The 14737-nt window shown below is 45.2% G+C and carries 9 protein-coding genes; 4 read left to right on the top strand and 5 right to left on the bottom strand.

The features are described from left to right. Nucleotides 1–11: 11 nt before the first annotated feature. Nucleotides 12–2696, bottom strand: a complete 2685-nt coding sequence (locus tag ACYX4W_RS02145) for a family 16 glycosylhydrolase (RefSeq protein ID WP_476074530.1) — start codon at nt 2694–2696, stop codon at nt 12–14. 393 nt (nt 2697–3089) lie between these two features. On the opposite strand from ACYX4W_RS02145, the gene ACYX4W_RS02140 reads away from it, so the two are divergent. Then, a complete protein-coding gene (locus tag ACYX4W_RS02140; protein ID WP_474803974.1) occupies nt 3090–4031 on the top strand; it encodes a cation diffusion facilitator family transporter in 942 nt (313 codons plus the stop codon). A gap of 128 nt (nt 4032–4159) precedes the next feature. Here the strand turns inward: ACYX4W_RS02140 and ACYX4W_RS02135 are convergent, their stop codons facing one another. The 4 genes from ACYX4W_RS02135 to ACYX4W_RS02120 form a co-directional block, all read right to left on the bottom strand. After that, complete coding sequence (locus tag ACYX4W_RS02135) at nt 4160–6568, bottom strand: TonB-dependent receptor (RefSeq protein WP_476074529.1); 2409 nt, start codon at nt 6566–6568, stop codon at nt 4160–4162. Nucleotides 6569–6860: 292 nt separating this feature from the next. Further along, nucleotides 6861–8588 (bottom strand): solute:sodium symporter family transporter, encoded by a 1728-nt coding sequence (locus tag ACYX4W_RS02130; RefSeq protein WP_474803980.1) that lies wholly within the window; start codon nt 8586–8588, stop codon nt 6861–6863. Between the two features lie 16 nt (nt 8589–8604). Further along, nucleotides 8605–10671: a glycoside hydrolase family 31 protein gene (locus ACYX4W_RS02125; protein ID WP_474803983.1), complete on the bottom strand. Its 2067-nt coding sequence runs from the start codon at nt 10669–10671 to the stop codon at nt 8605–8607. A 172-nt stretch (nt 10672–10843) separates the two neighbouring features. Then, the gene (locus tag ACYX4W_RS02120) at nt 10844–11596 is read right to left on the bottom strand and encodes a TSUP family transporter (RefSeq protein WP_474803985.1); all 753 of its coding nucleotides are present in this window, start codon (nt 11594–11596) and stop codon (nt 10844–10846) included. A gap of 98 nt (nt 11597–11694) precedes the next feature. Here ACYX4W_RS02120 and ACYX4W_RS02115 point away from each other — a divergent pair, with 98 nt between their 5' ends. From ACYX4W_RS02115 to ACYX4W_RS02105, 3 genes are all read left to right on the top strand, one after another. Then, entirely contained in the window at nt 11695–12444 is a 750-nt protein-coding gene (locus ACYX4W_RS02115) for a GntR family transcriptional regulator (RefSeq protein WP_474856578.1), read from the top strand. A 318-nt stretch (nt 12445–12762) separates the two neighbouring features. After that, a complete protein-coding gene (locus ACYX4W_RS02110; RefSeq protein ID WP_474803989.1) occupies nt 12763–13716 on the top strand; it encodes an aldo/keto reductase in 954 nt (317 codons plus the stop codon). 9 nt (nt 13717–13725) lie between these two features. Then, nucleotides 13726–14733, top strand: a complete 1008-nt coding sequence (locus tag ACYX4W_RS02105; RefSeq protein ID WP_474803991.1) for a TauD/TfdA family dioxygenase — start codon at nt 13726–13728, stop codon at nt 14731–14733. The last annotated feature ends 4 nt before the right edge of the window (nt 14734–14737 follow it).

The raw sequence follows: 14737 nt of genomic DNA, 5'->3' as shown, positions 1-14737 counted from the left end.
CACATGCTTTGCTATTGCGCTGCAATTTCAACATTATCGACGCGGTATACTGCGCCTTCACCAGAGCCCCATGCAGGGAACATCATGATGACGTTGATTGCACTGATATCCAGACCTAAGTCGTACAGCGTTTGAAGAGGGAAGGTATAGGTTTGCCATTCGCCTTCAACAGGGTCTACACCCTCAAGGCTAGCCGAAATAGGGAGCTCTACTGCTGATGACACGTCGATAGATTCAATTTTGAATAACCAAGGCGCAGAAGCATTGTTAGGCATAGAGCTTACTTTCATTTCGAATCGCACTGCACCATCAGTTAGTAGTGCTGACGCATCGTAAGAATGACCATCATCGGCAATAATGCCCATTACCGTTGGTGTTGCGCCAATTCGAAACTCAGCAACTGTTCCGTGGTCTGCATCATCAACTTCCTCGGTAGGCGTTGAGCCACCGCAGCAATCCCAAATACGCCATTGGTCTGCCGCAGTGTCTGCAAACAAGGTAATGCCAGACGCTGAAGGCGCTTCTTGACCACTGTCAGGGTGGTATATTTTTACGTTGTCTAAGCGATACACGGCGCCTTCACCAGTACTCCAAGCAGGGAATACCATAATGACGTCTATCGCGCTAACGTCTAAGCCGCGTGCTTGTAGGTCAGAAATAGGGAACGTATATGTCTGCCACTCACCTTCAACAGGAGCTTGACCTTCAACGCTATCCGCTAATGGTAGTTCTACCGCAGTTGATGCATCGTTAGACTCAACTTTAAATAGCCATGTAGAGTCTGGATTGTTAGGAGCGCTCACTACTCTCATATCGAATTGTAGAAGGCCACCATCTGTAAGTGCAGTTGCATCAAATGGGGTATCACCACCACCAGCGGCAGAACGAGTAATAAAGCCCATTACGGTAGGTTCAGCGCCAATGCGGAACTCTGCAGTTAAGCCGTGCTCTTCGTCATCCATTTCTTCAGTTGGCGTAGAGCCACCACAGCAGTCCCACATAGGCCAATCAGGGTTTTGGCCATCTTCGAAGATAGTGAGTTCAGGGTAGTCTGTCGCACCGTCCTGTGAAATTTCTACATTAGTAATTTGATAAACGGCACCTTCACCTGCACCCCAGTCAGGGAAGATCATGATGGTATCAATGGCGCTAGTATCTAGCTCTGCTTCAGCAAGCATACTGATAGGAAATTGATAGCTTTCCCATACACCCACTTGCGGTGTAGCAGGTGCAGTATCTGAAGGTCCAACATAGCCGCTCATCAGTGAAAAAGAGGCATCTGTGGTTGCTTCAGTACTTTCTACTTTCAAGTTCCAGTTTGCTTCAGCGTTATTAGGTGCAGAAACAAGCTTTAAATCAAATTTTAAGCTACCAATGCCTTCAAGGGGAGATGCATCAAATGGAGAGGCTTCACCTTCTGGGTCAGTAAGAAACGCATCGCGGCTGATAAAGCCTACTACCGTCGGATCTGCGCCAAAGGTAAATTCGTAAACTTGACCTAGCTCAGTATCTTCAACAAGTTGAGGGGTAGAGCCACCACAGCAATCCCACGCTGCCCAGTTTGGATTAGGTGTGCCACCAAAAATGGTTAAGTCTTGTGGAATGCCGGTAGAAGGCGGTGACGGGATGGGAACTGCGCCTTCAACCAATGCATCATCTACACTGTCGTAACCAGGGCGCACAGTCTCACAACCTTTACCAGTTTCAGGGTCTGAGGCACACTCATAAACGCGCACGTAGTCAATTTCGAACGTTTGACCGTCTACGAATGCATCTGCATCTATGCCCGTTTCGTTAACTGCTTCAGGCCAGCTTCCGCCCACAGCGAAGTTAAGGATCATGAAAAACTCTTGATCGTAAGGGGCGTTATTCCATTGGGTTTCAAGTTCACCGGTAATTTGGTCAAAGTACTCGGTGTACCAACCGCGGTGGGAAAGACCTGTTGCATCACCATTTGCGTTATAGCGCACCTCAGAGCGACGCTGGGTGGCATATAAATAGCCGTCCATGTACCAGCGAATTTCACCTTCCTGCCACTCTATAGCGTAGGTATGGAAGTCATCAGCTGGGTTCGCGCCATCAGGAAGAGAATACGCTTGACCAGAGCTATCATTGTTCGGCCATTCTTGACCATAGTGAAGGGTGCCGTAAATATGGTTTTCAGGGTTACCGTCTGCGTCTGCTGCTTTCAGGTTTACCGCTTCCATAATGTCGATTTCACCAGAGCGCGGCCAGCCGCCATATACTGAATCAGTAGGCATCATCCAGAATGCAGGCCAGCTACCTTGACCTTCTGGTAGCTTAGCGCGCATTTCAAAACGGCCGTATTTGAAATCGGCTTTATACTGAGTAATTAATCGGGCTGACGTATACGGTTTTGGGGCACCTTCTTCGGCAGGAAGCGCGACAATTTTCAGGCTACCGTCAGACACAAATGAATTGTCTTCGCTGTCTGTGTAACACTGGGCTTCATTGTTACCGCCACCGTCACAGTTTACTTCATGGGTCCAGTTATCATCGTTAATACTGGTTCCATCGAACTCGTCGCTCCAAACAAGCTCCCAGTCGGTAACGGGAACCGTTGCGTCAACAACGTCGATATCTGTAGAGGTTGTTGCTCCACCTCCACAGCCAAATAGGGTTGTGACTGAGATCGCGGCTGCTATCCGCGAGAGTTGAGATGCTTTTTTCGTCATTGTTTTCAGCCCTGATCAAAAGAAATTGGGTTTTTATGTTGTGGCAAATGCCACGTAAAAAGCTTGTGTAAGCGCTTACAAAATGGGTCAAATAAAAATGGCTGTTTGAAAGCGCTTACATTACATTAAGCCACTGACACGTAAAGATCAATACTGTTCTCAAAAAATTAACATTTAGTAGAATGAGTATATATCGTCAAAAATATAAAAATAATAATATTATCAGCGGCTTGGTTGGTATTGGTCGTTTTATTTAAAAAGATTACTTTAACGATTCACTCTGCATTTACAAATGAAAAGGCGCGGTTGTTAATAAGGTGTTTGGAGTATTTCACTCGCAACAAATAGTGCTTCACGATAAGCTTTCTCTATAGCTCAAAAAGAGTATAGCCCATGCATAATCATCATCATGTCGACACTACTTCCTCTAAGGAAGACTCCACTCGTATCGGATGGGCATTTTGGCTGAACTTTACCTTTACTATTATTGAGTTTATCGGCGGTTGGCTCACTAACAGTGTGGCTATAATGGCAGACGCTGTTCATGACCTAGGCGATTCCCTCTCAATTGGATTAGCCTGGTACTTGAGTAAACTAGGTCACAAAGCCTCCACCGAAAAGTATACCTATGGCTTTAAAAGGCTAAGTTTAATGGGAGCCATGATTAACGGTCTCATTTTAGTACTTGGTTCAATTTGGGTAATGTCCGAGGCAATTCCTCGTCTATACAGCCCAGAGATGCCTGTAACGGAAGGCATGATAGGGCTCGCGATATTGGGTATTCTGGTAAATGGTTTCGCGGCCTATAAGCTTCATGGTGGCCATTCAATGAATGAGAAAGTGCTTAACTGGCATTTAATTGAAGATGCGCTGGGTTGGGTGGCAGTGTTAGTCGTTGCCATTGTTCTTCATTTTGTAGATTGGCCAATTCTCGACCCAATATTATCGATTGGTTTTACCCTCTTTATTTTAATAAACGTAGTGAGATACCTTGTGCAGACTATGTCTTTATTCTTACAAGGTGTGCCTGATGAATCTACGCGAAAGGCTATTAGCCAAGCGTTGCTGTCTATGGAGCATGTTGAAGAAGTTCACCATTTGCACTTTTGGTCTTTAGATGGTGAACAACATGTACTCACCGCTCATGTCGTCATTAATTGTGCTATCGACAATGATAAATTGCGCCAATTAAAAACACTGGTGCGTGAACGTCTTGCGCCATTTGCACTTGCACATACAACCGTAGAGTTTGAACTACCGGGGGAGCCATGCCGTGATGAGAATGATCATTTGCATGCCCATTCTCATCATCATGAACACGACGAGATAAATTAAGACGCAATAGAGGCAGGGACAGGAAGCCGTTAGTTAATCGTATTTCTAATTGCCTAAGCGCTTGAGTTATTGCTCTCAAAAAAAGAGGGGCGTATACACGCCCCTTTAAACACACACGCTTTGAAGGTTTAGAATTGTGCCTTGAAGGCTACGCCATAGTAACGGTCTGCGTCGCGAGGGATTTGATAACGGAAGTTATCGCCGCTATACGTTGTTGCATAGCTTTCATCGAGTAAGTTTTTAGCAATCAAAGATACGCGGAATGCATCGTCTTTGAATGAGAAACTTACGCTTGCGTTAAGCATGCTGTAGTCAGGTAATAATGAGTGAGAATTGAATACACCATTGTTGTCTGGCAAGTCAGAGTACTGCTCGTCGGTGTGGATATACGATGCGTTATAGTAAACATCGAATCCGTGCTCTGTTTCCATAAAGTATTCAGCGGTTAGCGAGTATTTCATGTCAGGTGAGAAAGGAACATCAAGCCCTGAACGGTCGGTACATGTCGCTTCTTCAGGACAGTTAAACTCATCGATTTCTGCTTTCGTGTATGCAGCACCACCGATTAACGTAAGGTTGTCGGTTGCGTTCCACATCATATCAAGCTCGATACCTTGCGTGGTAACATCCCCGGCATTGGTCAGACGGGTAATACACGCACCGTCCGAACAATCGAAGTTATTCGCTTGGAAACCTTCAATGTCGGTGCTAAACAAAGCAACGTTTAACAAAAGGTCGCGGCTTGCGTACTTATAGCCTATCTCGAAAGCGTCAGATTCTTCAGCGCCGATAGGACGACCGTCGTTGTCTGGATTAAAGTTATAGTAAACATTAAAACCCGGGCCTTTGTAGCCTTGAGAGTAGGTGGCATATACCATCTGATTTTTGTCAAGATCGTACTGTAGGCCTACACGACCAGACAGATTGGTTTCATCTACCACCCCTTCGGCATCCGTGTTTTCGGTAGCAGGGCGTACACCAACACCACGACGTCCATATTCATCGTTGCTAATGCGACGATGCTTATACGACACTTCATCGTCGGTATAGCGAAGGCCGAAGATAAGGCGCATATCATCGCTTAAATCGTAAGTACCATCGCCATATACCGCCCAGTTATTAAACTCGGTGCTCATAAATGCAGTGGCGGAGACGATATCGTTTGCATTACACGACACCCCCAGTGAGTCTGCATAGGCGTCTAGGTCTGATAGCGCGTTGGTTAGGTCGTCTCCTGACAAATTATTTTGTGCGTAAAAAGTCAGTGCGTCATCAAGTTGACCTGCATTGTTCTGGCAGTTTGCATCCCGCGTAAAATTACGCTCAGAATCCATGTTCCAGTAGAACATACCTGCAAGGAAGTTAAATGGACCTGCTAGGTTTGAAGCAACACGGAATTCTTGAGAAAACTGACTCCATTCCTGCTCACCCACATCGTGTAGTTGGAACGGGACGCCGAAAACTGGCTGGTCGCTGTCGCCAGCAATTGAGGTAAAGTCACCTTCGCGGAATTCAGTGTTTTCCCATGAGCGCTGGGCTGTGATTGAAGTGAAAGTATAGTCGCCAACAGTTTTATCAACTTGCACAGAGAAAGCTGAGTGGTCGTCGATGGTGCGAGACTCAAAATCGTGGTCGATTTGACGCTGTTCTAAATCAATGCCGTCAGCAATAGTTGCACTGCTAGGTGCTGCTTCTGAGTCTGGATTACGACCGCTTGATACGCCTTCTAAATCGGCACAACAGTCGTCATCAGCACTGTAAAACTCGCTAATAAATTTAACTTTTAAATCGTTAGTTGGCTCGTAAAGCACAACGGCGCGCGCACCTTCACGGTCATAGCCATTTACCGTTTCGTTGTTGTAAACGTTGTCTATATAACCGTCGAATTTACCTTGAAACACGGTCAAACTAGCTGAAAGGTCGTCTGTTATACCACCGCTCACCGTGCCTTTTAAACGATATTCATTGTCTTGATAAAATTCAGTAGAAAGGCTCCCGGTTAAGTCCTGTGACGGATCTTTTGTGGTGATGTTTACCACACCGGCTGATGCATTTTTACCAAAAAGTGTACCTTGTGGGCCGCGCAGAACTTCTATACGGTCAACGTCATATAGATCGGCAAAAGCCTGTCCGGAGCGGCCTAATACAACGCCATCTACCACAGTCGCCACACTTGGCTCGGCAGCGATACTAAATGAAATTGTGCCAATACCTCGAACCGTTAATGCAGAGTTACGGGTTGTGGTACCTTTACGAAAACTTACCGATGGGACGAGAGCTTGAAGATTCTCAACATTATTTGCGAAAGCCGACTCTATCTGGTCACCGCGTAATACTGATACTGCTACAGGAACATCGCTAATACTTTGTACACGTTTCTGTGAGGTTACGACAATCTGCTCGAATGACTTATCGTCTTTTGCAGCTTCGGTTTGTTCAGTCTCTGCATCTTGCGCGTAGGCATTTGCGTTAAGCAGCAATCCAGATGTCATAGCAAGGGTTACCGCCTTACTAATGATCGATCTTTTTGTATTCATGTTGTTCTCCAGGGTATTTCGCTTATCTCGCTCTAACTAACAATGGCCAACATTTTTCGGATATATCAACCGTTGTACGTAGACGGTGTTTGGTTTTTTATTTTTTTTTAGCTACACAAGGGGCATCATTTAAAATGGCGCACTATGTGATTTATCATTACCAGTCTTTATAAAAGATATCTTTCATCTGATGTCTTATATAAGAGTGGTTAAGTTAAACAATTGTTAAGTCGTTTGCAAACGTTATGTTAATTTTTTTGGTTTTTTTCTATACAGAAGCGAAGCGTTTAGTTTAAGCCGGCTGGGAAGCAAGGCGCTTTAGGCCTTGCTCGTATTTTACTCGCCACCATTTAAGGCTTATGCCAATGGCAGCGAAACAGGTTACCCACAAGCCAACTAGAGCCGGTATAAAGATGTTACTGATCCCGCCTACAAAGCCCACTGGGGAGAACATCAAATACAAGGTAGCAATAAGACCAACCAGCACAATGGCGCAGGGGATAGCGTAGCGCCATGGGGTCATATTAACTTCGGCCTTCGGTTTAAAGTGCCATGGTGTAGCCATTGGATATAGCTTACCTATGGTTAACATAATGGTCAGTTCTATAGCGAATAGAATGGCATAAATATGAATGAAATTGATATCCACTTCCCATACGAACTTTAGCAGCCCGTAAGCGATCACGTGGAAAATAATAGCTACTTTAGCGGCTAAGGCTGGCACTCTCTTAGTAAACAAGCCCACAAGCACAATGGTGATGACAGGGATGTTGTAGAACCCAGTGAATATGCGAATAATTTGCCATAAGCCTTCAGGTGCAAACATAAGCAGTGGCGCAGTGATAAAAGACAAAACAGCGATAACAATACTGGTGATCTTCGCAACGCGGATTAGCTTTTCGTCACTCACTTTATCTTTTTTGAAGGGCTTATAAACGTCTAAGCAAAATAGTGTGGCAGCACTGTTAAGCAGTGAATTGAAAGAGCTAAACACCGCACCAAGTAATACAGCTAAGAAAAAACCTGATAAATACTGTGGCAGTACGTCTTTAACCAAATGAGGGTAGGCGAGGTCGATAGTTTGAAGGTTTTCATCTTGGTATAAATGATAAGCAATAACGCCAGGTAGCATCATCATAAAGGGCACAAGCACTTTAAAGTAGCCTGAGAACAGCACGCCTTTTTGACCTTCAACCAGGTTTTTGGCCCCAAGGGTTCTTTGAATAACGTATTGGTTTGTACCCCAATAAAACAGGTTAGCTAATATCATACCTGTAAAAATAGTACCGAAGGGGACAGGATCGTTAGCGCCGCCTATGGCATTGAGCTTTTCTGTTTCCGTTGTCGCAATAGTCGAAAGTCCGTCGCTAAAGCTTCCGTCGCCTAAAGCAATTAAACCAAGTATAGGGACTAGCAAACCCACAATTAATAGGCCTACACCGTTAATAGTATCTGATACCGCTACTGCCTTTAAGCCACCAAAAATGGCATAGAGAGCGCCAATCGTACCGACTATGACGATGGTAAGTACCAGACCCACCTCATAGCTTACGTTAAAAAGACCCGGTACATCGAACAGTCGCAAAACTGCAATGGAGCCTGAATAAAGTACCGATGGAATAGTTACTAACGAGTAACCCACCATAAACAGTACTACCGTCATTCTACGCACGCTGTCGTCGAAGCGGTCTCGCAAAAACTCAGGTAGGGTTGAGAACGCACCCGCTAAATAACGTGGCAAGAAAATAAGCGCCATAATTATGGTAGAGATACCTGCGGTTACTTCCCACGCCATCGCGCTAAGGTTATAGCCGAAGGCAGAGCCGTTTAAGCCAATAAGCTGCTCAGCGGAGAGGTTGGTAAGGATCATGGACCCGGCTATAAAGGTGCCGGTCAGCCCTCTTCCTGCGAGGAAGTAACCATCTTGTGTGTTAACTTCCCCTTTGGTTTTCATGTAAGAGATAGCGGCAACGATCGCCATAAATGCCATACATGACAGTAGAGTAAGGGTAATATCCATGAACAACTCCTAAGCGCTATGCTGGCCAGTGCGAGATATTCGACATATCCATATCGGTATGCTGAACGTCTGGTCCCATTACTATGCGACTGCCTTTTTGGATGAACACCGTCACTTCATTTAGCGCAAGTATTTCTTCCCTGTATTGCTCACCCTGCACGACTTCATCGGTACCAAAGCGCACCCACTCGCCCTTAGGTAAGTAGTATTTAATTTTGCCGCCAGGCACGACACAAGGCACAACCAGCAATTCATCACCACACATAAACTGTTGCTCAAAAGCGTGAGAAAGCGGCTGGTCAGGAAAGGCTAACGCCATAGCTCGCTGAACCGGCAGGCCTGTAAGAGATGCTTTTTCTGCGGTTTCTTTTAGATAAGGTATAAGCTTGTAGCGCAGCTTTAATGCGTCAAACACGGCATCTGATGCTTCATCACCATATGACCAGGGTTCACGAGGGCCAATACCATGCAATCGCATGTGGGCGCTAAATACTGATGCTTGCGCCCATCGTACATAGAGCTCTGCATCTCGGGTATCTTTGTAAAAACCACCGATATCTGTGGCGAAAAAAGGTCCGCCTGACATACCCCAAGACAAACTGCCACGAATACTTGCCGCTAGGCCGTGCCAATCGGCTTGCGGGTCGCCGCCCCACTGTGATGGATAGCGCTGGCTTCCCGTCCAAGCAGAACGGCTAAATAAGAATGGGCCAGTTTTGCAGTAAGCCGCAGCTGCCTCATAAACACAGCGGTTATAAAGCATACTGTAAACATTGTGCAGGCGGTTGCCTGAATCACCACTGTAAGACAGCATATTGTCGTCTTCTAGCTGTTCACCAAAGTCGGCCTTGATCATGTCTACACCAAGGTCAAATAAAGGTTTGTGCGAGGTTTTCCAAAACTCATAAGCGTCTGGATTGGTAAAGTCTAAGATACCTGAGTCTGGCAGTGGCGTAAGCACTTCCCCAAATGGGCTCAAATCCCATTCATAGCGGTACGCTTCGCCAGTGCGCTTATCCTTTATCAGCCAACCTTTTTCTGCAGCTTTTTTATAAAGAGGGTTTTTCACTGAGATCATGGGGTATTCCCATACACAGATCTTAAAACCTAACGCTTTGAGCTCATCAATAACCGGCTGTGGATCTTCGTAGCGCTTCGGGTCCCACTCAAAAGCAAAGCGAGTATCCGTGTCTTGCCATGCACGACCGTCAAGGGTAATTACATCACAGGGCATATTCTTTTCGCGTACTTCACGGGCAACCGCGAGCAGCTCATCCGCATCTTTGTAATACGCTTTAGAAAGAATCACGCCTAAACTCCAGGTCGGAGGCGTAGGGGCAAAACCGGTTAATTCACTGTAGGTTTTAATGCTTTGGGCCGGTGAGTCTTGGTGGAACAAAAACAGGTCGAGTAGACTATCTTCTACTAAACATACATACGCTCGCTGTGACCAAAGTGCATATCCTACGCCATGGGTGACAGGTGCAGGTGTATGTACAAAAAGGTTCCAGCCTTCAGGGCTCCAGGCGTACGGGGTATTCTTGTACGACTTCTCCGCGTTTACGCCAAGGGCGTCGTGATTGTATGAACGAATTAGTTGACCGCGCTTATCAAGCTTGCCCCATTTCTCGCCAAGACCGTAAACCGCCTCATCATAACCAAGCTCTAGGCTCACTAACCATCCGCTGTCTGTTTTAGCAAAGGGCGGTAAACGATGCTGGCGCACGAAGTGGCCGTCGGTCGCGCTTTGTTGAACCAACACATCATCTTTATACAGCTTAAAATGTAGAGGAGAAGCAAAAATTTCTAAACGATAATTGCCAGCGACAAGTGTACTGTGCGACTTGTCACCTGAATACACTAACGTTTGCTTATCGGGCGACTGTCTAAGCATAGCAAAGTCGTCAGTGGCGTTAACGTCACTTTGAATGCGTAAGCCAAACTGGCTGATACTTAAGCTCAACTCACCGTATTGCGTAGGGACGATAAGTGTTTTATCGTCAGACAAAAAGGGCTGCTCAGTGATGTCGGCAGCTTCAATATCGTTCCAATCTGGTTCAGTTACACAAAAAGCGTTACTCATTTCTACATTACCCTTGATGTCTTATATAAGACATAAGTTAATGAAATGTAACTTGGGTGTCAATCTGCAATTAGCAAATTATAAAGATTTAGATCGGGATGTGGTCATCTCTGATTTGCTATTGTAGTGATACAAGCTTTTTCTCCGTTATCGAAATACGAGCGAAGAAGGCTTAAAAACTTATGCTTTTCACAATTAGGGTAACGCCACTTAACGCAAGCATAGTTAACGCTAATAACCTCACTGAAGATGCTGAAACTCGTGCTGCCAGTACGCGGCCGATTTTTGTAAATATAAGAATTACTGGTACTGCGAGTAGTGCAGAAATCATAACGTCTATTGAAGGGAGTGTACCAAAAGGTACTATAGCAAGACGTATTAATGCGGTTACGCTAAATACGGCCAACAAAGTAAAGCGTATTTCATTGATTGGCCAGGCTTGTCTGTAACACTGAAATACCACAGGCGGACCGAACGTAGAGAAAAGCCCGCCTAACATTCCGCCAAGACCGCCCGCAACAGTAAAACCAAAGGCACTACCAGACGGCTGCCCACGTTTTCTTTTAACCAGTAAAAGCCCGCAGCAGCTTAAAATAGCGAAGCCCAGCAATAGGTTTAACCATGTTGCCATGCCTATTGATAAGTATTCTAGCAGCGCGTAGCCAACTGCCATAAAAGGGATTCCGCTAATAAGTAAGATTTTAAATGCACGCGTGTTAATTTGATCACGATTTCTGGCAACCAGGCTTACCGAGTTAAAAAGGCTCAAAAAACTCACCATAAATGTGGTCGCCGTGAGGGGTAAAATACCAAACAAGGTGAAGCTAGACACCACCATTAACCCAAAGCCAAACCCGCTTAATGTTTGCAGGAGCGTCGCAAGACCTAAAAGGGCGAACATGGGGAGCAGTGTTTCCAAGAGCATGTATGTTATTCCTACGATGTATGTGATTTAAGTCAAAAATGCGCTATAACTCTTGTGTATGATATAAAAACAATAATTAAGCGTTTAGGTTAGGGTTCATGTCTTCATCTCAATTCGATCACAAACTCAGCGGTCCAAGTCTCGCTTTTCAGCCTCTGTATCAACAGGTAGCTGAATACATTAAGCAACTTATTGTGGAGCGTCGATGGCAACCCGGTGAGATGCTGCCTAGTGAGTTTAAACTTGCAGACGAGTTCAAAGTGAGTCAGGGAACCGTTCGCAAAGCTTTAACACTGCTTACCGACACTAAAATAGTAACCCGTAGGCAAGGGGTTGGCACATTCGTTTCTGAACATACCGCTCAAGATGCATTATTTCGCTTTTTCCCGTTACAAGCTGACGGAAAAGGCGCCGATTTACCTAAAGCAGAACTCATCAGTAAAGAACTGGTTGAGCCGAATGAAACGGTCCAAGCAGCCCTTGCTTTAACGGCAAAAGACAAAACGATAAAGCTTAAACGCAGACGCATACTCGAAAACGAATTTTGTATGCTAGAAACGATATTTTTGCCCTTCAAAATGTTTCCCGACATTCACCAACGCGAAGATATTCCACATACTTTGTATCACTTTTATCAAACGGATTATAACCAAACCGTGTTTAAAACCCGTGACAGCATTAAAGCCGTTCTAGCGTCAAAAAGTGATGCGAAAAGCTTAGGTATTGAAAAGGGAGCGCCCTTACTTTTGGTCACTCGTGTCACAGAATCTATTGATGGCAAATTAATAGAGTATCGCGAGAGTAAATGCAGAACCGACCACTATCATTATCAAGTTGAACTTGACTAACTTGCTTCATTTCTAGTCGGCTCTAGGCCATTTCTATCGTCCACACTGCTGACCGCTTCCTAAAAAGCGGACATAGATAAACGTCCGCTCAACATACCCGCCCTCCGAAACCGGGGTACAAGCGTTATCCAATCCCAACATTAAAAGCAAAACTCGATCTTTTAATTTAGTTTGTTAACACTTTGTTGACATAAGAGTGCCTGTGTAATAACTTATGTCTTATACAAGACTAAAGTTTGAAGCTGAAGTTATACAAGAGCATACTGTTAAAGTAAAACTAATTAGCTTAATGCAACAAATTCTAAGGTGAATGAAGCAATGAATAAGATACCTGAGGTAGGTTTTGGCTTTTGGAAAGTAGATACTGCCATTTGTGCTGAAACAACATACCAAGCAATCAAAGCTGGCTATCGCCATTTAGACTGCGCAGCTGACTATGGCAACGAGAAAGAAGTGGGCGAAGGTATAAAGCGCGCTATTGATGAAGGTCTGTGTACCAGAGAAGAGTTGTGGGTAACCTCGAAACTTTGGAATACGTTTCACGCCCCAGAACACGTAGAGCTAGCGCTTGAAAAAACGCTATCTGATTTACAGCTAGACTACCTAGACTTGTATCTTATCCACTTCCCTATCGCGCAAAAGTTCGTGCCAATTGAAACACGGTATCCGCCAGAGTGGTTTTACGACCCTGATGCAGCTGAACCAAAGATGGAGCTTGCTCCTGTGCCGCTTCACAAAACATGGGAAGCCATGGAAGCGCTAGCAGATAGTGGTAGAGCAAAACAAATTGGTGTGTGTAACTACAACACGGGCCTGCTTAACGACCTAATGAGCTATGCGCGCATTAAGCCAGCTATGCTACAGATTGAATCTCATCCGTACCTTACCCAAGAACGTTTAATTCGTTTAGCAAAAGACTATGGCTTAAATGTTACCGCGTTCTCGCCTTTAGGTGCGCTTTCTTACCTAGAGCTTGAAATGGCTGACCAGACTGAATCAGTACTTCAGCAGGACGTAGTGAAAGCTGCTGCAAAAGCCCACGGTAAAACGCCAGCGCAAATTGTATTGCGTTGGGGCATTCAGCGCGGCAACGCGATTATTCCGAAAACGTCAAAAGTAGAACGTATGAAAGAGAACTTGGCGCTTTTCAATTTCTCACTAAGTGAAAGTGAAATGCAGGCTATTTCAGCATTAAACATGAATCGTCGATTTAACGATCCGGGTCACTTCTGCGAAGCTGCCTTCAATCGTTTCCATCCCATTTACGACTAGGAGTAAACTATGAAAAACGTCAATGACAGCTCTGCGGTAGCTTATGCAAGCGTACCTACTCAGCACAACTACAACGGCGGCGTGTTCCCTGAAATAGTCGTGAACAATGAAAGCTGTTCCACTGTAGAGGAAACGGTTGCTTTTGTTAAAGCGAATCAGTCAGAACTTGAAGCAAAACTTGCTAAATCTGGTGCGCTGCTGTTTAGAGGGTTTCCTCTAGATTCAGCAGAGACTTTTGACGTTTTTTCAGCAGGCTTCGGCTATCCTAACTTTACTTATCAAGAGTCGCTGTCTAACGCGGTGCGTATTAACTATACCGAGCGTGTATTTACCGCTAACGAAGCGCCTAAAGATGTAGAGATTTTTCTTCATCACGAAATGGCTCAAACACCTATTTCTCCAAGTAAACTTTTCTTCTTTTGTAAAACTGCAGCAGATGAGGGCGGTGCTACGCCGTTGTGTCGTTCAGACAAACTGTTTGAAGCATTGAAAGCGGAAAGCCCCGAACTGGCAAGGGACTTTAAAGAAAAAGGTCTGAAGTACACCACTACCATGCCTGCAGCAAATGATATCAATTCAGGTCAAGGGCGTAGCTGGAAAAGTACATTGAGTGTTGAAACCGTAGAAGAGGGTGAAGCTAAGCTTAAAGAACTAGGTTACAGCTGGGAGTGGATGAAAGACGGTAGCTTAAAAGCTATTACGCCTGTACTTCCAGCAGTCATTGAGTTAGCTGACGGTTCTGAAGTGTTCTACAACCAGCTTATTGCAGCTTACATGGGCTGGAAAGGCGTTCGCGAGAACCCATCTTCAGCCATTACGTTTGGTGACGGCAGCGCTATCCCGAAAGAAGGGCTAGAGCGTATTGCTGAGCTTTCTGAAGACTTCACGTTTGATTTAGAGTGGCAAGACGGGGACGTGGCAATTGTCGATAACTATCGTGCGATGCACGGCCGTCGTCCCTACTCTGGTGACCGCAAGCGTGTAGTGCTTGTGGCATTGGTTGCTTCAGAGCGTTAATACA

The sequence above is a fragment of the Alteromonas sp. ABH4_454 genome (assembly GCF_056311775.1).
This window is presented reverse-complemented; position numbering and strand designations above follow the sequence as displayed.